Source organism: Microcoleus sp. F4-D5, assembly GCF_036704885.1.
GTDB lineage: Bacteria > Cyanobacteriota > Cyanobacteriia > Cyanobacteriales > Microcoleaceae > Microcoleus.
Window position 1 is genome coordinate 1 of sequence record NZ_JAUBSX010000074.1, and the last position, 20200, is coordinate 20200.

Here is a 20200-nt window from a genome sequence, read left to right on the forward strand (position 1 = left end):
TCCTCGAATGCAGGAACCTCGCTCTGTCTTGAAAGCTAAACTGCGGGGGTGATTAAGCCTTTTTCAGTGCCATTGGACTTTGGTCTTCAGATTTTGATCGGGACTAAAGTTCTCACTACGAACCAATGTTACTGCGGTTGTTTGACCGGAGATAACAGGACTTCAAGATTCTTTAAAGAAGCGGATGATTTCGCGAACGTGGTTGAGAAATTGTCCGTCATCGGTGAGTTGGGCGATCGCACTTTCTGCATTTCTTGCCAGTGCAGTGTGTTCGGCCTGATTTGTCGATCGGAAATTTTCCAGTGATGCTGCTAATCGAGTTAATTCTCTTCTAGTCGCTTCCTGCTGCCGCTCTTGTACAGCTACCCAAGAATTCGGATCGTTAGAATTGAATCTAGCTTCCAAGTTTTGAAGGGTAGATTCTAAGTTGGCGAAGCGGGTGCGGAGTTCGAGAATATCTTCGCGGGGATGAAAAAATTGATTGCGAATCATTGTCAGCCGCGCCGCTAAATACTGATAACCTCTAATCGCGGGGCGCAGTATAGTTAACAGCAGCGCTGCACCGGAACTCAGATAGCCAACAGCGCTAATTCCGGCGGCTGCTAGGGCGTAAAGTGCGATCGCGCTCAAGAGGTGAAGTCCGAGAGCAACCCACAAGGAACGGCTAGCTAATAATTTAACATATTTGACTTGTTTCTCATCTACTGCAATCCCTTTTGCTGTTGATTCTGCAGCTTGCGCTAAAACTTCTTTAGCTTCAAAATGGATATTCCAGGGAACTGTAACTATCAACAACAGCCATTCAAAACTAGCAATGGCAATTACCCAATCGATGAAGCTGCCGGCGGGGATGTGCAGCCATTGCAGAATGGCAAAAACTAGCAGCAAAAATATACCTGTGACGGCACCAAAACCTGCGAAAGTGTAATACATGGCGATCGCCCTTGCGAAATGTTGTTTTGATTGTGTGTGCGTTCCCAGGGTTAGGTGCAAAGGATGTGACAGTTACGAAAGCTTCATATTAAACTAGATTTGCAGCCGCTGCGATCGCCCTGTTGGTATGTAAAAATAATGTGACAGTTAAAAAAGTTTCATATTAAACTAAAAGAACTCGACTTTTAAATTCTAACTTCTGCAGATACCAAACATGGTAAAAATATAGTTGTCAGGGGTTCAACTTGAGAAATAGTGAGTAGGTTAATTTGAAATTTAGGTTCGCTAATGGCTTTGCAAAGCAGCAGAAACACCTGCGGCTGAGATAAACTGATTGGGAGGTTGAGCGCTGGTGCTGTCAGTTGCTTCCATCTGAGATGTTGCACCATTCTCAATAAGCTTTTTATGGGTGGCGTCGGAGCAACGGCCCACAATAAAATTAAGTCTTCGCTTCACCGGCCGTCGGGCTTTTTAAGCGAGAATGGTGCAAGATGTGAGTTCCCTGCAACCTTGACACCACTACTGCAACCTGTCAACAGCTAGAGCAAAATAGATCCAATTTAAGCGTAGCCTGTCCCAGATTCATTAACTGCGCGTCTACAATCTAAAATCAACAGTCAGCAGCAAGGACAAACCGATGGCAAACTCAACTATTGGCCTAGAAAATCAACTTTACGATTATCTGCTATCTATTTCTCTGCGGGAGCCAGATATTCTTCAGAAACTACGGGAAGAAACTGCTAAGCATCCTATGGGTATGATGCAGATAGCTCCCGAACAAGGTCAGTTTATGGAGATGCTGGTGCAGCTTATGGGAGCGACCAAAACCATAGAAATTGGGGTTTTTACTGGTTATAGCTCGCTGTGCGTAGCTTTGGCGCTGCCTTCAAACGGTCAGATTATTGCTTGCGATGTCAGCGAGGAATATACTGCGATCGCGCGACGCTATTGGGAAGCTGCGGGCGTTGCTAATAAAATTTCTTTGCAGTTGGGCCCAGCAATAAATACTCTCGACAAACTAATAGCTGAGGGACAAGCTGGAACTTTTGATTTTGCCTTCATCGACGCTGATAAAGAAAATTATGAGGCTTATTTTGAGCGATCGCTGCAACTTGTACGCAATGGCGGTTTAATTGTAATTGACAACGTTCTGTGGTCTGGACGAGTTGCTGACCCTCAAGTACAAGACGAAAGCACCCTCGCCATCCGTACTTTTAACGACAAATTGCGCAAAGATCCCAGAGTTACTCTCAGTGTTGTCCCCATTGCTGACGGGCTGACTTTGGCATTGAAACGCCGCTGGGCTACTATGATGGAACCCGAATATCATAATTAAAGAATTGTTTGCGGTTTGCGGTTCTTTTTTAAATTGCCACAAACTGCTAATTATTCAAGAATATACAACTAAGTTTTATATATAGAGTAAGGTGCGAATTGCGTACTCTAGCAACTCAAAACTATAGAGTAAGGTGCGGATTGTGCACCCTACAGAATAATGTATTTTTTAGTTAATCAGAGGCGCAAATGCTGGGTTCAATTTTACAGGTTAAAATACCGATTCACGAAACTTTTCAGTGTACTGTTCAAGGCGAAGGTTACTGGACGGGGACTTTAGTTGATTTTATCAGATTGGCCGGTTGCCCTGTGCGGTGTCCTTGGTGCGACACCGGTTATGCCAATGGGGGCAAAGGTTTGCCGTCTGTACCGCAGTCGATCGCACAATTGCTCGCTCAATTGCAGTCTCCGAGAGTGGTAATTACTGGCGGCGAACCTTTCATTCACCAGAATTTGCCTGAGTTAGTTGAAGCTTTGTTAGAAGCTGACAAGCAGGTGAGTATTGAAACTTCCGGCGCTTGCTGGCTGGATGTTTCCCCGCAGGCTTGGATTACTCTTTCTCCTAAGGAACACGTCAATCCTAAATATCCGGTGCAAGAGATTTTTTGGACTAGAGCTAATGAAATTAAGTTGGTGATTAGCACTGGCGAAGAAGTTGAATTTTATCACAAGCATTTGGAAAAAAATGTGAATATCCCGGTTTTTTTGCAACCTGAATGGAACTCACAAAAATCAGCAATTCCCATTATTTTGGAATTGCTCAAACAAAATCCTAGTTACAAGTTATCTTTGCAAACTCACAAGTTTATTGGCGTGCAATAAATCAATAATTCAACCAGATATATGCGTCAGTTGGACGGTGTAAAGTGGGAGTGCATCGCCCTACCATCTGTGGAACTATGTGCTAAAATTAAAGCAGCAATTTATGATAATTTGAACGTAATGGAAACAACTACGGAAACCCCAATGGGAAAAGTTATCACAACCCTAGTAATTACGAATCGGCTGGATGAAGGAAAAGCCGAAGATGGTCTGATTAAAATAGAGCAAGTCAGGTCTGTTACTCTAGAAAATGTTTTGGTAGATACGGGGGCGACAACTTTGTGTTTGCCTAAAGATGTCATCGCCAGACTGGGTTTGAAAATCCTCAAGCAAGTGGTTGTGGAAACAGCCACGGGCATTAGTGAGGCGAGGATTTTTCAAGATGCCAAGATTTCTCTGTGCGGCCGCGAAGGGACTTTTGAGTGTTTGGAATTGCGAGAGGGGAAAACTCCACTTTTAGGCGTGATTCCGATGGAAGCGCTGGGAATTGAAATTGATTTGAAAAATCAAAGATTGAAGGTTTTGCCTGACGGGCCGACGGAAACTTATTTGACAATTCTTTGATATTCTTGAGTTTGGATGCCACCTATTCCAAAGGCAGCGCTAAGATGGTTAAGCACTGTTTTGCACTACTCTCATGTCCCAACGCGCCGAAACCTCACATAGCCAGCCAAGTGCATCCCACAACGGGCATAATGTGACGACTTCTAACTCCAACAGCCAAAATACAATTCGGATTCGCGGTGCGAGACAGCACAACCTCAAGAATATCGATCTGGAACTGCCGCGCGATCGACTGATTGTTTTTACTGGTGTCTCCGGTTCTGGTAAGTCTTCCCTCGCTTTCGATACAATTTTTGCCGAGGGACAGCGCCGCTACGTCGAGTCTCTCAGCGCCTACGCGCGCCAGTTTTTGGGACAGTTGGACAAACCGGATGTGGACGCGATCGAAGGCTTGAGTCCGGCTATTTCGATCGACCAAAAGTCAACTTCTCACAACCCGCGATCGACTGTTGGCACTGTTACAGAAATTTACGATTATCTCAGATTGCTCTACGGCAGAGCCGGCGAACCGCACTGTCCGATTTGCGATCGCTGCATTGCGCCGCAGACAATTGATGAAATGTGCGATCGAGTCATGGCACTTCCCGACGGCACTCGCTTTCACCTTCTGGCACCAGTTGTGCGCGGAAAAAAAGGCACTCACCGCAAATTATTGTCGAGTATAGCTGCAGAAGGATTTATCCGCGTCAAAGTTGACGGAGAAATTTTAGAACTTTCCGAAAATATCGAATTAGATAAAAATCATACGCACAATATTGAGATAGTTGTCGATCGGTTAATTAAAAAACCCGGTTTAGAAGAACGTTTAGTTGATTCTCTGGCAACTTGTTTGCGCCATTCTGAAGGGATCGCGATAATTGAAGAGTTACCGAGTGATGAAAATTCCCAACCGCAGGGGCCGATCGTATTTTCTGAAAACTTTGCTTGTCCCGAACACGGCGCAGTAATGGAAGAACTTTCCCCCCGGTTATTTTCGTTTAACTCGCCTTACGGCGCGTGCCAGAATTGCCACGGTTTGGGGAGTTTGCGGACTTTTGCGCCGGAGTTGGTAATTCCCGACGAGAAAGCGCCTCTTTATTGTGCGATCGCACCTTGGTCTGACAAAGACAATTCTTATTATCTTTCTTTGCTTTGCAGTATTGCTGATACTTGCGGGTTTGATATCGACACTCCTTGGTATCGATTAAAGCCCGAACACCAGCGGGTGATTTTGTACGGCAATGAGTCCAAGGGTAATTCAGAAAGTAAGAAGCGAGAGGGCAACACCACCGATTTGAGAAGAGATTTTAAGGGCGTAATTTCCATGTTGCAGCGCCAGTACGACGATACTGGTTCCGATCTGATCAAGCAGAAGTTGGAACAGTATCGGGTCGATCGCTCTTGCGAGGTTTGTCACGGCAAACGCTTGAAACCCGAGGCGCTTTCGGTGCGGTTGGGACAGTACGGAATTGTAGATTTAACGAGTATTTCGATTCGCGAATGTCGCGAACGAGTAAATAATTTGGGATTGAGCGATCGGCAATTCCAAATATCCGATTTAGCCCTGAGAGAAATCAAAGCAAGGCTGCAATTTTTGCTTGATGTCGGGTTAGATTACCTGACTTTAGACCGCGCAGCAATGACGCTTTCTGGCGGAGAAGCCCAGCGAATTCGGCTGGCGACTCAAATCGGTTCTGGTTTGACCGGCGTTCTCTACGTTTTGGACGAACCCAGCATCGGACTCCACCAAAGAGACAATTTTCGCCTGCTGCAAACCTTAACAAAGTTGCGAGATTTAGGCAATACTTTGATTGTGGTAGAACACGATGAAGAAACCATGCGATCGGCAGACCATATTGTCGATATCGGGCCCGGTGCCGGCGTTCACGGTGGCAAAATTATATCGCAAGGAAGTTTAGAAAATTTGCTAACTGCAGAGGAATCTTTGACTGGTGCTTATTTGTCGGGGAAGCGAGTAATTGAAACCCCTAATGAAAGGAGAAAAGGCAACGGCAAAGCTCTCTCAATCATAAATGCGACGCGCAACAATTTAAAAAATATTGATGTAGAAATTCCGCTGGGAAAACTTGTCTGCGTGACGGGAGTTTCCGGTTCGGGAAAATCAACTTTAATCAATGAATTGCTGTACCCGTCGCTGCAACACTATATCACCAAAAAAGTACCTTTACCGCCCGATATTGATGCCCTCAAAACTAAAGGCGAACGCTCTCTAGAGGATGTGGTTGATAAGGTAATTGTCATCGATCAATCTCCCATCGGTCGTACTCCGCGCTCTAATCCCGCTACTTACACGGGAGTCTTTGATGTGATTCGCGATTTGTTTGCCGAAAGCATTGAAGCGAAAGCCAGAGGTTACAAAGCGGGGCAGTTTTCTTTTAACGTGAAAGGGGGAAGGTGCGAAGCTTGCGGCGGCCAAGGCGTGAACGTGATTTCGATGAATTTTCTGCCGGATGTTTACGTGCAGTGTGAGGTTTGCAAGGGTGCACGGTACAACCGAGAAACGCTGCAAGTGAAGTATAAAGGCAAGTCGATTTCTGATGTTTTGAATATGACTGTTGAGGAAGCTTTGGAGATGTTTAAAAATATTCCCAGGGCGGGCGCCAGACTGCAAACTTTGCTTGATGTTGGTTTGGGTTACATTCAGTTGGGACAGCCCGCACCTACGCTTTCTGGGGGCGAAGCGCAGCGGGTAAAATTGGCAACGGAACTGTCGCGCCGCGCTACTGGGAAGACGCTTTATTTAATCGATGAACCGACGACGGGTTTGTCGTTTTATGATGTTCACCATTTGTTAAATGTGCTGCAAAGGTTGGTGGATAAGGGTAATTCAATTTTGGTAATCGAACACAATTTGGATGTGATTCGGTGCTGCGATTGGGCGATCGATTTGGGGCCTGAAGGGGGAGATAAGGGCGGCGAAATTATTGTGGCGGGGACGCCGGAGGATGTGGCGGCAAATCAGAGGTCTTATACTGGGAAATATTTGCAAGCTGTTTTGCAGCAGCATCCTTTGGGGGAGGCTGTAGCCGTTAGTTAATACTAACAGGAATTATTATTATGCAATTGGCATACTAAAATCCAATTGTAGGGTGTGTCAGGTGAGCTTTTATAACGATTATTGAGAGTTACAATATCTGACGCACCTTACAACTGAAATTAATACTACTCTAAGGGGGCGATCGGTTACAGTTATTCCGGCGTAATATTCGGGTATAATGTTTACTAATAGTGTCCGATGTAAATCCTTGGGTACAATCTAAAAATGGCAAAGGATATCTTCCACAACACGGTCAAAATCGCCCTACAAAAAGATGGCTGGAAGATTACCCACGATCCCTACCAGTTACGTTATGGTGTTGCTGATGTCTACATCGATCTTGCAGCCGAAGAAGCGATCGCCGCTGAAAAAGAAGGACGTAAAATAGCTGTAGAAGTCAAAAGTTTCGCAGGTGGCTCCACCATTTCTGAATTCCACACCGCCCTCGGCCAATTCCTCAACTATCGCATTGCCATCGAAGTCTCTAGCGAACCAGAACGTATGCTGTATCTGGCAGTCCCCACCGATACCTACCAAATGTTTCTCAGATTTGAACCCGCAAAAACTGTCATCGAACGTTATGAAATCCGACTAATTGTTTACAATCCAACTCGTGAGGCGATCGACCAATGGATAGACTAAACGAATACCGCAAAATTGTTTGTGACTTTCTCGAAGACTTTTCTACAAATGACGCAAATGCTCAGTTAATCTTCGATATCGCCCGCGATCGATACCTCGTTATGCACAACGAATGGCGCGACGAATATCGCATCTATGGGTGTGCCATGCAGCTCGATATCATCGAAAATCAAATCTGGATTCAACACAACAGTACCGAAATCTATATCGATCGAGAACTGATTCAACGTGGCGTGTCTCCTCAAGATATCATTCTTGGGTTTCGCTCCCCCAGCATCCGAAAACTCCTTGCCACCAACTATTCCTAGAGACAAAGATTCTGTGGTAAAAGGATGAGATATAGCCTTTCGAGCTCTCATATGAGGTACGACTGGGCATAGGGCATAGGGCATAGGGTATAGGGCATACCTCACTTTTTTGAGAACCGCTAAGCTGCTGTGCATCTAATTTGACAGTCAATTTTTCTACAATTCTTGTGGAACGGGCAGGAGAGCCCGTCTCTTTATTCAATTTAGATGCTCCGCAGCTTATAGCACGTTAGTCTTTGCCCTATGAGAATGGCAGAACCGATATTTCAATTATCTCGTGTTTCGGGAGTTCCAGTCACAAAGTTCTATGCGTATTTTGTCCCGCAGCACCTTGCGAAACTTCTGGGAAACTCATCCAGATGCCTCAGAAGCACTAAAAACTTGGTAGTACGAAGCGTCTCACGCCGATTGGCAGAGTCCAGTCGATATTAAGTCCGCTCATCGTAATGCCAGCATCATTGGCAACAATCGTGTTGTGTTTAACATCAAAGGCAATTCCTATCGGTTGATTATTGCCATTTGTTATGACATCGGCATTATTTTTATCCGCTTTATTGGCACTCATGCCGAGTATGACAAGGTAGATGCAGAAACAATCTAAACACAAATTGATATATGGAAATACGTCCAATTAGAACCAAAACTGAGTGTCAGGAAGCCCTTCGAGAGGTTGAATTGCTGTTTAATGCAGCCCCTAATAAACCTGAGTCCGATCGCCTAGATGTGCTCAGTACCCTAGTAGAAGCTTACGAGAAGGCACACTTTCCGATCGAAATCCCGGAGCCAATTGCAGCCATTCAATACTACATGGACGCCCGCGGATGGTCTGGTAGCGATTTGGAACAATGTATTGGCAGTCGAGTTAAAGTTTCTGAGATATTATCTCGCAAACGCTCCTTGACTTTGGAAATGATTCGGAAGCTGAATCAAGAGTTAGGAATTCCCGCTGAGATTCTCATCGAGCCCTAGGAGTCGCTACAAACCCCCGCTTAACAATAGAACACCATTCCAACAACAGCACAGTAAACTGAGAGCAACCCCATTAACCCCAGTTAACTTATGCCACGCTGGTTCAATACCGCAGGCCCATGCCAAGCAGACATTCATTACGTGCTACCCCCAACACTGCGCTTACCGGGCTTAGAACGGTTAATTGCTCAACGCAGCTATTTCGTCATCCATGCACCCCGACAAGTCGGTAAAACCACCGCCATGCTAGCTTTAGCCAAACAACTCACCGACAGCGGACAATACACCGCCGTCATGGTTTCGGTGGAAGTCGGTGCACCCTTCAGTCAAGATATCGCAGGCGCTGAAGAGGCGATTCTCGCTGCTTGGCGACGGGCGATTTCCATCCGACTTCCCCAGGAATTACAACCTCCAGCTTGGCCTTCCTTGGAATCGGGACAGCGAATCGGCGATGCACTGAGTCTTTGGGCGCAAGCATCTCCTCGTCCTTTAGTAATTTTTATTGATGAAATTGACGCACTGCAAGACCAAGCCTTGATTTCCATCTTGCGCCAACTGCGCGATGCTTATCCCAATCGTCCTCAAGCTTTTCCTCAATCAGTTGGTTTAATCGGTTTGCGAGATGTTCGGGATTACAAAGTCGCTGCGGGTGGTAGCGACAGGCTCAACACTTCTAGTCCTTTTAATATTAAAGTACGATCGCTAACTTTACGGAATTTTAACGTCGAAGAAGTCGCCGAACTCTACGCACAACATACCGAAGATACCGGACAAGTTTTTACACCTGAAGCAACAGCCTTAGCCTTTGAACTGACTCAGGGACAGCCTTGGTTAGTCAATGCGCTAGCTAAGGAAATAGTAGAAGAGTTAGTTACTGATGAATCGAGCGCCATTACAGCAAATCATATTTTAGAAGCTAAAGAAATTTTAATTCAACGCCAAGATACGCATTTAGATAGTTTGGCAGAACGACTCCGAGAAAATCGAGTCAAAGTGATTATCGAACCGATTTTAGCAGGACAAGAATTGCCCGAGTCTTCTAATGACGATCGCCAATACCTCGTAGATTTGGGCTTGCTCAAACGCGATCCCGCAGGGGGTTTAGTCATTGCCAATCCGATTTATCGAGAAGTTTTGCCGCGAGTCTTAGCCCAAGGCCCGCAAGATAGTTTACCGATTATCAGTCCGAGTTGGCTGAACCCTCGGGGAGAACTAATGACCGATGCGTTACTCCAAGCTTTTCTCGCATTTTGGTTGCAACATGGCGAACCGTTACTCAAAAGTGCCTCCTATCCCGAAATTGCCCCTCATTTGGTATTGATGGCGTTTCTGCATCGGGTGATTAATGGCGGGGGAACGTTGGAGAGAGAATATGCGATTGGGCGCGATCGTATGGATTTGTGTCTGCGTTACGGTCAGGTAACATTAGGAATTGAACTAAAAGTTTGGCGTCCCAAAAAAGCCGATCCTCTCAGTAAAGGTTTGGAACAGTTAGATGGATATCTGGCTAGATTGGGACAAGATTCTGGTTGGTTGGTAATCTTCGATCGCCGAGAGAATGCACCGGAATTGGAAGAACGGCTAAAAACTGAAATTCATACTACCCCAATGGGGCGATCTGTTACAGTTATTCGAGCGTGAGAAAGCTATTTCTCTACTTCTCAAAGTTGAAATTTTTCATAGTTTATTAAAGTAGTGCGACCGCACAATTTTCATCGGGACTGGAAAGTTGAAACTTCGCATCTATATTTTAGGATCGATACCCCAACTGCCACAAAGCAGAATCTGGGATTCAAAATTAACTATCTTGAATTGTGGGAGACATCGATATATTTTGCGATTGTCTCTGCATGAATTCAATGTCCGATCGCGACCAACTGCGGGGCCCGCTGCACTGATGAGCAATTAACAGCCCCCACAGTCCTTTTGCTGTTAAAATTGGCACGACTAAATTGGCGCGAACTTTCAGGCTAAGCAGAAAATCTCGGTGACATGGGTTAATTGGTTCTACTTCAATATCTGCAATTGCTCTAACTCTGCCGGCTTCGTACAAAGCAGCGTAGTGGCCGTTAAAACAATCATCTGGCCCGGTTAAACCCAAGATTGAGAGTTCCACCGCACTCAACATCTCGTAAGTCACTCGACCTTGCCAATGCTTGTAAAAATGATAAAGCACCGCGCGATCGCTCTGCAAAATTTCTCGAATGTCATAGAGAGATTGTTCAATTAATACGTCGCGCTTGAGACGATCTGTCAAGCGGTTAACAATGTTTTGCAGGCGATCGCCAGACATGGTATTAACTCCTTCAATTCCTAGTATACTCGCCCGATATGAATTATTTACCTTGCACTCTCACACATCCTCAAATCTTTGCGGTTCTGGATTCTCAGCCGATCGAAAATGAGTTATTTTTGGCTTGACACTTGTCGGGATGGCAGCAACATTATACTAATATTTTAACCGATACAGCAATCTTTTCGGGAAATGGGCGATGGCGTCGGGCCCTCGCCCGTGCTAAGGCTTATTTTTGCTAAGAACCACAAGCCTGACGCCTGTTCCACAAAGGAAGAGACAGGTCTGACGCCTGTTCTATAAAGGAAGAGACAGGTCTGACGCCTGTTCTACAAAGGAAGAGACAGGTCCGACGCCTGTTCCACAAAGGAAGAGACAGGCCCGACGGCTGTTCCAAAGGAAGAAAAGAAAAGATCGGAAAAGATAACAAAAAAGAATAGAAGAAAAGAGCAAGATTTTACCATTCCTGAGAGAAGTGCTAGATATGCCTAAAGTTGGTTCTTCTCAAAGAGATTAACTGCTAGGATATCTCGAAAGCTAGAGGAACCACCAAATATGTCTGTGCTAGAAACTGCTTGGAAACACGAATTTATCGCTACAAATAACATCAAGCTTCATTGTGTCACTCAAGGCGAAGGCCCGCTGATGCTGATGCTGCACGGATTTCCTGAATTTTGGTATTCTTGGCGGCATCAAATCCCGGAATTTGCATCAGATTACAAAGTTGTCGCTGTGGATCTCAGGGGTTACAACGACAGCGACAAACCTCACGATAAATCTGCTTACGTGATGGCAGAGTTTGTGCAAGATGTCAAGGGAGTTATTCAGGGTTTGGGATACGAAAGTTGCGTCTTAGTTGGTCACGACTGGGGAGGTGCGATCGCCTGGAGTTTTGCTTATGCTTATCCCCAAATGGTGGATAAATTAATTGTGATGAATCTACCGCATCCGGCAAAGTTTGCTGAAGGGTTACGCACTCCCCAACAATTGCTGAAAAGTTGGTACATCTTTTTATTTCAGTTGCCAGTTTTGCCGGAGTTGTTAATTCAGTTGGGCGACTATCAGGCAATTTCTGCTGCTTTGGAAGGTATGGCAGTTGATAAAAGCACTTTTACGCCTGCAGATATCGAAGCTTACAAAGATGCGGCAGCCAAACGGGGCGCTCTGACTGCTACGATCAATTATTACCGCAATCTGGCTAGCGGATTTCTCGATCGCCAGAATTGGAGCGTGCTGCAAGTTCCGACGCTGATGATTTGGGGAGAAAATGATGTCGCCCTCGGCAAAGAGTTAACCTATGGAACCGCAGATTACGTCCGGGATTTTCAGATTCATTACATTCCTAATTGCAGCCACTGGGTGCAGCAGGAACAGCCGCAGTTAGTGAATCGGTACATGAGAGACTTTTTGGGAAGTAAAGCTGTTTGAATTGATCTAGCGCAAGGAAGTTCGGCAACGAGCATTGTACAAGATGTAGCGAATGTAATGGATGTAAAAGTAACAAATAAAGCCTCAACAGTTGCTGAGACTTTATTCTCTAATTTGTTGTATTTAAAACAGCTTTAAAATATATACTCAGAAAGCAATAGCTCGGGCAACAAAGGCTAGACAGTAGGTAAAAAGTTGTCCTATTTCTGAATAAAACTCAAGCTGATAAATCGTCCTATCCTAAAATATCTTTGATGAAGCCGATAAAGCTTTGTTTAGTCAAAACTTCGATCGCCAGCAAAGAAACAAATCCGATCATCGCAAAACGTCCGTTAACTTTCTCTGCATACTCGGTAAATCCGGTGCTGACGTTGGCGTCTACATACATCGCGGGCTCGATCGCGAAGTTGTTGAGGAGACCTTGGTCATCGACCATCATGTTACGTGAAGTCATCTGTTTTTCCTTGTTTTGTTGCTTTATGTAAATAAATGTAACAAAATGTTAATTTACATTACAGTGACTTGACGCATGAAAGTTAGTGATGCTAATCACAATGGCTGCCAGTAGGGCTTGGGCGGCCTCGAAACGCACGCCTGGAAACCACTAGAAACTCTCGCTACGGGGGCATCCAGCCCGATCGCAAAATTAAATCTAAATATAGAAGAGCTAACTTTAGTGATAACGATTATCATTGTATTTATGAGTCAATCAACAATCACCGCCGTAGCGGGCCCGCCCGGAAGCGGAAAAACAACCTGGATTCGACAGCAGCTAGCAGCCAAAACCCCTCCCCTGCTGTATTTTTGCCCCGGAAGCGGCAATGTGCCGATCGACCAAACGTGCATTGCCGCCGAATTTGGGCAAATCACCACCCTGACAGACGGCCAAGAATCGGAGCTCGCGAAACACCTAGAAAACGGCGTTTCAGCCTACATCGAACTGGGATTTTACCTGCAACTGACAGCAGTAGAAAACCTACTCCAAAGCTTTCCCAGCCGCCGATTTGCTGTAGTCCCGCCAGAAATCAAAGACACCGAATGGCATCAATGGGCAGATGTAATTGTCGAGGGAATAGCCGTTAGCGGCGAACCAGAAAAACTATCAATTTGGCGCAGCCCCGCTAGCGGACAAGTCCTCGATCCAGCCAGCCTCGATCTGTTTTGGTACCAAGAAATGACCCAAGGAGCCTACGGCAAGGTTCACAGAGCCAAAGGGATTTTTGACATAGCCGACGGTCGATCTTTTTACTTCGATTTCTCTGCCGAATTCAAAGAAACCGCCCACGAAGAATTGCCACTTCCCCGCTGGCTCGAAGGCCGCCCCCAAAGATTTAGCGGCATAGAAATAGTCGGCGAAAATCTCGATGAAACAGCATTAGGACAAACCCTAGAAGATTGCTGTCTGTCCGAAACAATTCTGTTGAATTACCAACAACAAGTCAAACAAGCACTTTTATTAGCAGAATAAATAACATGAAAATAGCAGTTATGTCCTGCATTCACGGCAACTACGAAGCCTTAAATGCCGTTTTGTCAGACATTGACGAACAACAAGCAGACAAAATCTTTTGTCTCGGAGATTTAGTCGGTTACGGCCCCCATCCCCACGCCGTAGTAGAAATGATTCGCTCCCTCGACATTCCCACTTGCGCCGGCTGCTGGGACGAAGATATTGTCGAGGGTTTGAACTCCTGCGAATGCAGCTATCCCTCAGTTTTAGCAGAAAAAAGAGGAAAATTAGCTCACGAATGGACGAACAGTCAAATCTTCTCGGAAACGCGGGAATATTTAGCCACTTTGCCGCACAGTTTGCGGGAAGAAAATATGTGTTTCGTTCACGGTAGCCCTCACAGCAATCATGAATATTTACTACCGACAATGGATGCTTTTTCTGCGTTAGAGCGGGTATTTTCTGCCGATGCTGACGTGCTGTTTTGCGGTCACACTCATGTACCCTACGTTCGCACTTTAGATGCTGGAAATATGCAGGTTCGAGTCAGCAGACCGAGCATTGAAGGAGGCAAAGATTTAAGTTTTACTGTTCCTTTAAAGCGGATTGTGAATGTCGGTTCCGTGGGAGAACCGCGCCACGGGAGGCCGAATGCTACCTACGTGATTTACGATGTTGACGCTCAACAAGTGATATTGCGAGAAGTGGAATATGACTATCAAGCAACTTGCGCTGCAATTATTGAAAAAGGTTTACCGCCGATTTTTGCTTGGCGTTTGGCTAGAGGTTTGGAATATGCCGAAAGAGCCGACGATCCGACTCATGTTTGTGAGAGGTAGATTGCGATTTACTGTTGGGTGGGGCGGGTTTATGAGATTATTGGTTTTTGGCGATTATTGTTGGTGAACCCGCCCCTACAATTTTTTGACGTTGCTAATAAGATAGCAGTTAAAAACAACTTCCGAAAAAAGACCTCTCAACTAACCAGACAAAAACGATTATTATTTCTAACAATCAACAACTAATACATGAAAAACTGGGCAATACTAAGTGGAATCGAAGGAAATCTGGCTGCTTATGAAGCTGTACTAGCTGACATCAAGCGCCTGAGAATTCGTGTTGAGGAGTTGTATATATTGGGTGATTTAGTCGGTCCGAATCCCGAATGCGAAAAATTAGTGCAGCGAGTCCGATCGCCCAAACGAGGAGAAATCGAACCTCAAATTTGTATCGGGTGGTGGGAAGAACAGTGTTTTAACTTACACGGAATAGGTTCTAGCCCTGATGCGGCAGAATTGCGACAAAAATACGGCGCAGATACGATTAAGTTGCTCTGGGATTCTGTCAGCCGGAAAACTGTAGAGTGGTTGCGATCTTTGAATTTTGGTTTTCATGAATTCGATTGTTTGTTGATACACGGGAGTACGGTTAGCGCGTCTGATGAGCTTACCCCGGAGACTCCGCCGCCTGTGATGCTCGATCGCGTTATCCGCGCTGATGCCAATACTTTGTTTTGCGGGCGATCGGGCTTAGCATTTGAGTATCAATTACAGCCAAGTATTATCAATAACTGGGTGCAGACTCTGGACTCTCAAGAGCCGCCTGCAACCGTGTCTGCAACAGCGCGAAGGGCGATCGGAGTCGGGAATGTGGGTCGGCTCAGCGGACAAGCAAATTATACTCTCTACGACCCAGACACGGATACTGTCAAGTTCCGAAACGTCTCTTACACCACCCGCAAAGGGTTTCAAGCTTAGCAGTCGGGCATGGCAATTACTCAGCTAGTTGACATAAATTATTAATTAGCTTGAGCTGTACGTTCTATCCAAAGTAGCGGTGACGCTAAACCTAAATCCTATGACTCTTTTAACCTGCACTCCTGGCTTGTACCCTAATCTCAGACAGCAGACTTTCACCTGCCGTCAGTTGATACCCATGCCCTTTAACGGCTTACTGCGAATTGAGCGGGGAACCGTCCGAACCATGACTTGGAGCGAACAGGGAACACCAATAACCCTCGGATATTGGGGAGTTGGAGACGTACTCGGTCATTCGCTGTCAGGCGTTCAACCTTATCAAATTGAGAGCAAAGCTCATGTAGAAATTAGTTACATTCCTCAAAATTTGTGCGATCGATCCTTAGATGAAGTTTTCAGACATCTTCAGCAAACTCAAGAATTTTTCTGCATTGTTCGCAGCGAATGTCTGCGCGATCGACTGTTGCAACTATTAGCTTGGTTGGCAAAAAAATTTGGTCGGGAAGTAGCGCAAGGAGTTTTGATCGATCTGAGATTGACTCACCAGGAGATTTCTGAGGCGATGGGAATTACGCGGATTACGGTGACGCGCCTGATGTGTCGGCTGGAGGAGGAGGGAATTATCGATCGCACTCGCCCTCAATACATTGTTTTAAATTCCCGTTTGTAACATGGGAGTTATCTGGAAAAGGGATCACAGTGAAGTGTTGATGAATCATCAGCTAGCTGAGCAATAATTCTAGGGCTTGCGCTTAAAGCACATCTGAGTTATGATAATGATTATCATAATCGATCCAGTGCGGTACAGGCGATCGCACCTAAATTTTGGCTAGGAAGTTCTATCCACAAGAGCTCTGGGATACTTAGCAGCTTTCTGAACTAACAGCAGGGCCTCTACAATTAATCAATGAGGGACAATGACTAATCTCGCTGTACAAACCCCAGATTTAATTTCCGATTTTCCCAAAAGAGGAATGCCAGTAACTATAATTACCGGCTTTCTCGGCAGCGGAAAAACAACTTTACTCAATCAAATCCTCAAAAATCGTCAAGATTTAAAAGTAGCAGTTTTAGTTAACGAATTTGGCGATATTAACATCGATTCACAGCTTTTAATTTCTACCGAAGATGACATGGTAGAGCTGAGCAACGGCTGTATTTGCTGCACCATCAACGAAGGCTTAGTTGATGCAGTATACCGAGTTTTAGAACGGGAAGACCGTATCGACTGCATGGTAATTGAAACCACAGGAGTTGCCGATCCCCTGCCGATTATATTGACATTTCTCGGCACGGAATTGCGGGATTTAACCAGCCTAGATTCAGTCCTCACTGTAGTCGATAGCGAAACATTCACCACCGATCATTTTGACAGCGAAGCAGCTTTAAAACAAGTAGCATTTGCAGATATCGTGCTGATGAACAAAACTGATTTAGCTCCTTCAGAAAAAGTAGAAGAATTAGAAGCTTACATTCGCACTGTGAAAGAAGGAGCGAGAATTTTACACTCTGAATATGGTGAAGTTCCTTTACCCTTGATTTTGGGTGTAGGTTTAACCCAAGCAGAACTTTTCGATAGTTTTGAAACTGAGGAAAAACACGATCGTCACGAACATCACCATCACGAGCATCATCACGAACATCACCATCACGAACATCACTCCAATCACTTAGATAATGACGGATTTGTTTCGCTATCATTTCAGAGCGATCGACCTTTTTATCTCCACAAATTCCAAGAATTTATTACCGAAGAAATGCCCTTCGATGTATTTCGGGCAAAAGGCATTCTCTGGTTTGAAGAAAGTCCGATGAGACACATTTTTCAACTTAGTGGCGCGCGCTATGAACTAAATGCTTACGAATGGTTGACTCCACCTAAGAATCAACTCGTAGTCATCGGCCGTAACTTAGATACCGCTCAAATTCGAGAACAACTTAACAGTTGTTTAGTTTAAGATTGCGTCAATCTCAGTATCTAGTAACTAAAAGTCCATACCCACTGTTAAACATTTCACAAACTGCAAGCATGACTTTATCTACTCGCCCAGAACTGACTTCTCCAAATGGTGTAGTGTCATCGATTCCTACGCAATCTCACCCCCCTGTATCAGATGAAGAAATGAGGCAAGCAGTGCGTACATTGCTGCTAGGATTGGGAGAAGACCCAGACCGTGAAGGGTTGCAAGATACACCGAAACGAGTTGTCAAAGCCTTGCAGTTCTTAACTGGAGGTTATCGTCAATCTCTCGACGAACTGCTTAACGGAGCAGTATTCACAGAAAATGCTAACGAAATGGTGTTAGTGCGGGACATTGATATTTTCAGTTCTTGCGAACATCACATCCTGCCAATTATTGGTCGCGCCCACGTTGCTTACATCCCCAACGGGAAAGTAATTGGACTGTCAAAAATTGCTCGAATTTGTGAAATGTACGGGCGCCGATTGCAAGTGCAAGAACGCTTAACTGCACAAATTGCGGATGCACTTCAAGGATTGCTAAAACCTCAAGGTGTAGCAGTTGTTATCGAAGCTACTCATATGTGCATGGTAATGCGTGGCGTACAAAAATCAGGTTCTTGGACGGCGACTTCAGCGATGCGGGGAGTGTTTGCTGAAGATGCTAGAACTCGTCAAGAATTTATGAGTTTAATCGCGCACAAATCAAGCTTTCACTAGAATCATCTGCGAATAAAGTTCGCTGATATAGCGAGTCTCAATCATGGATACAGATTCGTAGGGGCGGTGCCTGTGAGTGTCCGCCCCGGTGCTGGCGGGGCAACCCGGCGTGGGGCCCCTACAATAATTACACCATTCAAATTCCATCTTTTTTTATCTCTTTTCCTTTCCTCCCTCTGCGCCCTCTGCGCCCTCTGCGGTAAAACATCTTACTTTAGGAAATACCACTCCTGTAAACTCAAAATGGATCAAAAATATTTGTGGATAGAAGCTTTAAAATTTAACGATCGAGGTTTGATTCCGGCGATCGCCCAGGACGATCGAGATGGTACCGTTTTAATGATGGCTTGGATGAACAAAGAGTCAATTAAGCAGACTCTAGCTACAGGAGAAGCACACTATTGGAGCCGATCGCGCTCTGAATTTTGGCACAAAGGCGGGACATCCGGGCACATCCAAAAAGTCAAACAAATATTTTACGATTGCGACGCCGATACTATTCTCCTCAAAATAGAACAGATTGGTGAAATAGCTTGTCACACAGGCGTGAGGAGTTGTTTTTTCAATTCCGCGGCGCTACCACTGCGCGCCATACACAATGTAATAATAATGATTATCATTATTGTACCCAGTTCCTATGTCATCTGCAAATAACGTCGAGTCCGCCGTTCCCACTCCAAACAATCAAAATCCCTCCCTCACAACCATCCGTCCCCGCCGCCTCCGGGGTACACCAGCTTTGCGGCAGATGGTACGGGAAAATCACCTGACAGTTGACGACCTCATCTATCCGATGTTTGTGATGGAAGGGGAAGGGCAAAAAGTTGAGATTGCTTCCATGCCGGGCTGTTATCGCTATTCCTTGGATTTATTGCTAAAAGAAATAGCTGAATGTTGGGAGTTAGGAATTAATGCGATCGCCCTTTTCCCAGTCATCTCAGACAGCAAAAAAGACGACACCGGAACCGAAAGCTATAACCCAGAAGGATTAGTCCAACAAACAGTCAAAACCATCAAACAAAACATCCCCGAAATACTTGTAATTACCGACGTTGCCCTCGATCCATTCACCACTCACGGACACGACGGTTTAGTTGATGAAACTGGTAAAATCCTTAACGATCCTACCGTCGAAGTTTTAGTGAAAATGGCAGTTTCTCAAGCCGCTGCCGGTGCAGATATGGTAGCACCTTCCGACATGATGGACGGCAGAATCGGTGCAATTCGCAAAGCCTTAGATGCGGCAGGATACATCGATACAGCAATCCTGGCTTATTCAGCAAAATATGCCTCTGCTTATTACGGCCCGTTTCGAGATGCCCTCGATTCTGCCCCAAAAATTGGAGACAAAAAGACTTATCAAATGGATGCTGCTAATGCACGAGAAGCACTGAAAGAAATTGCTTTGGATATCGCAGAAGGTGCAGATATTGTGATGGTAAAACCTGCTTTGGCTTATCTGGATATTATCTGCCAAGTGCGCCAAGCAACTAATTTGCCCGTAGCTGCTTATAATGTCAGCGGCGAATACGCGATGGTAAAAGCTGCTGCACAGTTAGGTTGGATTGATGAAAAGCGGATTATTTTGGAGAGTTTGACGAGTATCAAACGGGCTGGTGCCGATCAGATTTTGACTTATTTTGCGAAGGAAGTTGCTTTGATGTTGAAATAAGGGAGTTTTTTTTACCGCAGATGCACACAGATTAACGCAGATATTTTTCCTCGTCCCTAGGAAGATCCTGGGAACCAGTTACACGGCAAAGAACTTTTTGCGGCGTTGCTGATTAACGGTATGAACCAAATTTTGTCGGAAGTTACAAAACTCACCATACTTGGCTGATGGCAATTCCGAACTATTCAATTCATCCCTGTATTAAGCAATGCCCTTTTTGCTATAGCCCGTCGGGCGATCAAACTCCCGCCTCACAAATCGCATGCGTCTAAAGACGACTGAACAGCCAAATAAATCTCAACATTTACTC

The 20200-nt window shown here is 45.3% G+C and carries 22 protein-coding genes; 18 read left to right on the plus strand and 4 right to left on the minus strand.

Going from position 1 to position 20200, the window contains the following annotated elements:
* Window positions 1-162 precede the first annotated feature (162 nt).
* Both QUA80_RS26170 and QUA80_RS26175 read right to left on the minus strand, forming a co-directional pair.
* Window positions 163-933, minus strand: coding sequence for a hypothetical protein (locus QUA80_RS26170; protein WP_333427916.1), 771 nt, complete (start codon window positions 931-933; stop codon window positions 163-165).
* A 285-nt stretch (window positions 934-1218) separates the two neighbouring features.
* Entirely contained in the window at window positions 1219-1365 is a 147-nt protein-coding gene (locus tag QUA80_RS26175; RefSeq protein ID WP_333427917.1) for a hypothetical protein, read from the minus strand.
* Window positions 1366-1570: 205 nt separating this feature from the next.
* Here QUA80_RS26175 and QUA80_RS26180 point away from each other — a divergent pair, with 205 nt between their 5' ends.
* The 9 genes from QUA80_RS26180 to QUA80_RS26220 all read left to right on the plus strand — a co-directional run bounded on the left by QUA80_RS26180 (window position 1571) and on the right by QUA80_RS26220 (window position 10251).
* Complete coding sequence (locus QUA80_RS26180; protein ID WP_333427918.1) at window positions 1571-2269, plus strand: class I SAM-dependent methyltransferase; 699 nt, start codon at window positions 1571-1573, stop codon at window positions 2267-2269.
* Window positions 2270-2457: 188 nt separating this feature from the next.
* Window positions 2458-3090: a 7-carboxy-7-deazaguanine synthase QueE gene (locus QUA80_RS26185; protein WP_333427919.1), complete on the plus strand. Its 633-nt coding sequence runs from the start codon at window positions 2458-2460 to the stop codon at window positions 3088-3090.
* A 120-nt stretch (window positions 3091-3210) separates the two neighbouring features.
* Window positions 3211-3654 (plus strand): retroviral-like aspartic protease family protein, encoded by a 444-nt coding sequence (locus tag QUA80_RS26190; RefSeq protein ID WP_333427950.1) that lies wholly within the window; start codon window positions 3211-3213, stop codon window positions 3652-3654.
* A 73-nt stretch (window positions 3655-3727) separates the two neighbouring features.
* On the plus strand, window positions 3728-6691 hold the full coding sequence (gene uvrA, locus QUA80_RS26195) for an excinuclease ABC subunit UvrA (RefSeq protein ID WP_333427920.1): 2964 nt from the start codon (window positions 3728-3730) through the stop codon (window positions 6689-6691).
* 225 nt (window positions 6692-6916) lie between these two features.
* Window positions 6917-7333: a XisH family protein gene (locus QUA80_RS26200; RefSeq protein ID WP_333427921.1), complete on the plus strand. Its 417-nt coding sequence runs from the start codon at window positions 6917-6919 to the stop codon at window positions 7331-7333.
* Window positions 7321-7641 carry a XisI protein gene (locus tag QUA80_RS26205; protein WP_333427922.1) on the plus strand — a complete coding sequence of 107 codons (321 nt, stop codon included), beginning with the start codon at window positions 7321-7323 and terminating at the stop codon, window positions 7639-7641. The genes QUA80_RS26200 and QUA80_RS26205 overlap by 13 nt, the downstream gene beginning before the upstream one ends.
* A gap of 427 nt (window positions 7642-8068) precedes the next feature.
* On the plus strand, window positions 8069-8242 hold the full coding sequence (locus QUA80_RS26210) for a type II toxin-antitoxin system HigB family toxin (RefSeq protein ID WP_333427951.1): 174 nt from the start codon (window positions 8069-8071) through the stop codon (window positions 8240-8242).
* A gap of 14 nt (window positions 8243-8256) precedes the next feature.
* On the plus strand, window positions 8257-8610 hold the full coding sequence (locus tag QUA80_RS26215; RefSeq protein WP_333427923.1) for a transcriptional regulator: 354 nt from the start codon (window positions 8257-8259) through the stop codon (window positions 8608-8610).
* 90 nt (window positions 8611-8700) lie between these two features.
* The gene (locus QUA80_RS26220; protein WP_333427924.1) at window positions 8701-10251 is read left to right on the plus strand and encodes an ATP-binding protein; all 1551 of its coding nucleotides are present in this window, start codon (window positions 8701-8703) and stop codon (window positions 10249-10251) included.
* Between the two features lie 157 nt (window positions 10252-10408).
* On the opposite strand, the gene QUA80_RS26225 is transcribed toward QUA80_RS26220, so the two are convergent.
* Window positions 10409-10903, minus strand: a complete 495-nt coding sequence (locus QUA80_RS26225; protein ID WP_333427925.1) for a GAF domain-containing protein — start codon at window positions 10901-10903, stop codon at window positions 10409-10411.
* A 555-nt stretch (window positions 10904-11458) separates the two neighbouring features.
* Between QUA80_RS26225 and QUA80_RS26230 the strand changes: the two genes are divergently transcribed.
* Window positions 11459-12331 (plus strand): alpha/beta hydrolase, encoded by an 873-nt coding sequence (locus QUA80_RS26230; protein ID WP_333427926.1) that lies wholly within the window; start codon window positions 11459-11461, stop codon window positions 12329-12331.
* Window positions 12332-12566: 235 nt separating this feature from the next.
* Here the strand turns inward: QUA80_RS26230 and QUA80_RS26235 are convergent, their stop codons facing one another.
* Window positions 12567-12785 (minus strand): chlorophyll a/b-binding protein, encoded by a 219-nt coding sequence (locus tag QUA80_RS26235; RefSeq protein ID WP_333427927.1) that lies wholly within the window; start codon window positions 12783-12785, stop codon window positions 12567-12569.
* A gap of 246 nt (window positions 12786-13031) precedes the next feature.
* Between QUA80_RS26235 and QUA80_RS26240 the strand changes: the two genes are divergently transcribed.
* The 8 genes from QUA80_RS26240 to hemB all read left to right on the plus strand — a co-directional run bounded on the left by QUA80_RS26240 (window position 13032) and on the right by hemB (window position 19890).
* Entirely contained in the window at window positions 13032-13799 is a 768-nt protein-coding gene (locus tag QUA80_RS26240; RefSeq protein ID WP_333427928.1) for a GTP-binding protein, read from the plus strand.
* Between the two features lie 5 nt (window positions 13800-13804).
* Window positions 13805-14620 carry a metallophosphoesterase family protein gene (locus tag QUA80_RS26245; protein WP_333427929.1) on the plus strand — a complete coding sequence of 272 codons (816 nt, stop codon included), beginning with the start codon at window positions 13805-13807 and terminating at the stop codon, window positions 14618-14620.
* Window positions 14621-14809: 189 nt separating this feature from the next.
* Complete coding sequence (locus QUA80_RS26250) at window positions 14810-15538, plus strand: metallophosphatase (RefSeq protein WP_333427930.1); 729 nt, start codon at window positions 14810-14812, stop codon at window positions 15536-15538.
* A gap of 100 nt (window positions 15539-15638) precedes the next feature.
* Window positions 15639-16208, plus strand: a complete 570-nt coding sequence (locus QUA80_RS26255) for a Crp/Fnr family transcriptional regulator (RefSeq protein WP_333427931.1) — start codon at window positions 15639-15641, stop codon at window positions 16206-16208.
* A gap of 247 nt (window positions 16209-16455) precedes the next feature.
* The gene (locus QUA80_RS26260; protein ID WP_333427932.1) at window positions 16456-17496 is read left to right on the plus strand and encodes a GTP-binding protein; all 1041 of its coding nucleotides are present in this window, start codon (window positions 16456-16458) and stop codon (window positions 17494-17496) included.
* Between the two features lie 71 nt (window positions 17497-17567).
* Window positions 17568-18218: a GTP cyclohydrolase I FolE gene (gene folE / locus QUA80_RS26265; protein WP_333427933.1), complete on the plus strand. Its 651-nt coding sequence runs from the start codon at window positions 17568-17570 to the stop codon at window positions 18216-18218.
* Window positions 18219-18461: 243 nt separating this feature from the next.
* The gene (hisI, locus tag QUA80_RS26270; protein WP_333427934.1) at window positions 18462-18872 is read left to right on the plus strand and encodes a phosphoribosyl-AMP cyclohydrolase; all 411 of its coding nucleotides are present in this window, start codon (window positions 18462-18464) and stop codon (window positions 18870-18872) included.
* Window positions 18856-19890, plus strand: a complete 1035-nt coding sequence (gene hemB / locus QUA80_RS26275; RefSeq protein WP_333427935.1) for a porphobilinogen synthase — start codon at window positions 18856-18858, stop codon at window positions 19888-19890. Before hisI ends, hemB begins: the two co-directional genes overlap by 17 nt.
* Window positions 19891-20200 lie beyond the last annotated feature (310 nt).

Coding starts and splice junctions, on each gene's coding strand:
- QUA80_RS26170 (WP_333427916.1), bottom strand. CDS start 933: ATGTATTACACTTTCGCAGGTTTTGGTGCCGTCACAGGTATATTTTTG.
- QUA80_RS26180 (WP_333427918.1), top strand. CDS start 1,571: ATGGCAAACTCAACTATTGGCCTAGAAAATCAACTTTACGATTATCTG.
- QUA80_RS26185 (WP_333427919.1), top strand. CDS start 2,458: ATGCTGGGTTCAATTTTACAGGTTAAAATACCGATTCACGAAACTTTT.
- QUA80_RS26190 (WP_333427950.1), top strand. CDS start 3,211: ATGGAAACAACTACGGAAACCCCAATGGGAAAAGTTATCACAACCCTA.
- uvrA (WP_333427920.1), top strand. CDS start 3,728: ATGTCCCAACGCGCCGAAACCTCACATAGCCAGCCAAGTGCATCCCAC.
- QUA80_RS26200 (WP_333427921.1), top strand. CDS start 6,917: ATGGCAAAGGATATCTTCCACAACACGGTCAAAATCGCCCTACAAAAA.
- QUA80_RS26205 (WP_333427922.1), top strand. CDS start 7,321: ATGGATAGACTAAACGAATACCGCAAAATTGTTTGTGACTTTCTCGAA.
- QUA80_RS26215 (WP_333427923.1), top strand. CDS start 8,257: ATGGAAATACGTCCAATTAGAACCAAAACTGAGTGTCAGGAAGCCCTT.
- QUA80_RS26220 (WP_333427924.1), top strand. CDS start 8,701: ATGCCACGCTGGTTCAATACCGCAGGCCCATGCCAAGCAGACATTCAT.
- QUA80_RS26225 (WP_333427925.1), bottom strand. CDS start 10,903: ATGTCTGGCGATCGCCTGCAAAACATTGTTAACCGCTTGACAGATCGT.
- QUA80_RS26230 (WP_333427926.1), top strand. CDS start 11,459: ATGTCTGTGCTAGAAACTGCTTGGAAACACGAATTTATCGCTACAAAT.
- QUA80_RS26235 (WP_333427927.1), bottom strand. CDS start 12,785: ATGACTTCACGTAACATGATGGTCGATGACCAAGGTCTCCTCAACAAC.
- QUA80_RS26240 (WP_333427928.1), top strand. CDS start 13,032: ATGAGTCAATCAACAATCACCGCCGTAGCGGGCCCGCCCGGAAGCGGA.
- QUA80_RS26245 (WP_333427929.1), top strand. CDS start 13,805: ATGAAAATAGCAGTTATGTCCTGCATTCACGGCAACTACGAAGCCTTA.
- QUA80_RS26250 (WP_333427930.1), top strand. CDS start 14,810: ATGAAAAACTGGGCAATACTAAGTGGAATCGAAGGAAATCTGGCTGCT.
- QUA80_RS26255 (WP_333427931.1), top strand. CDS start 15,639: ATGACTCTTTTAACCTGCACTCCTGGCTTGTACCCTAATCTCAGACAG.
- QUA80_RS26260 (WP_333427932.1), top strand. CDS start 16,456: ATGACTAATCTCGCTGTACAAACCCCAGATTTAATTTCCGATTTTCCC.
- folE (WP_333427933.1), top strand. CDS start 17,568: ATGACTTTATCTACTCGCCCAGAACTGACTTCTCCAAATGGTGTAGTG.
- hisI (WP_333427934.1), top strand. CDS start 18,462: ATGGATCAAAAATATTTGTGGATAGAAGCTTTAAAATTTAACGATCGA.
- hemB (WP_333427935.1), top strand. CDS start 18,856: ATGTCATCTGCAAATAACGTCGAGTCCGCCGTTCCCACTCCAAACAAT.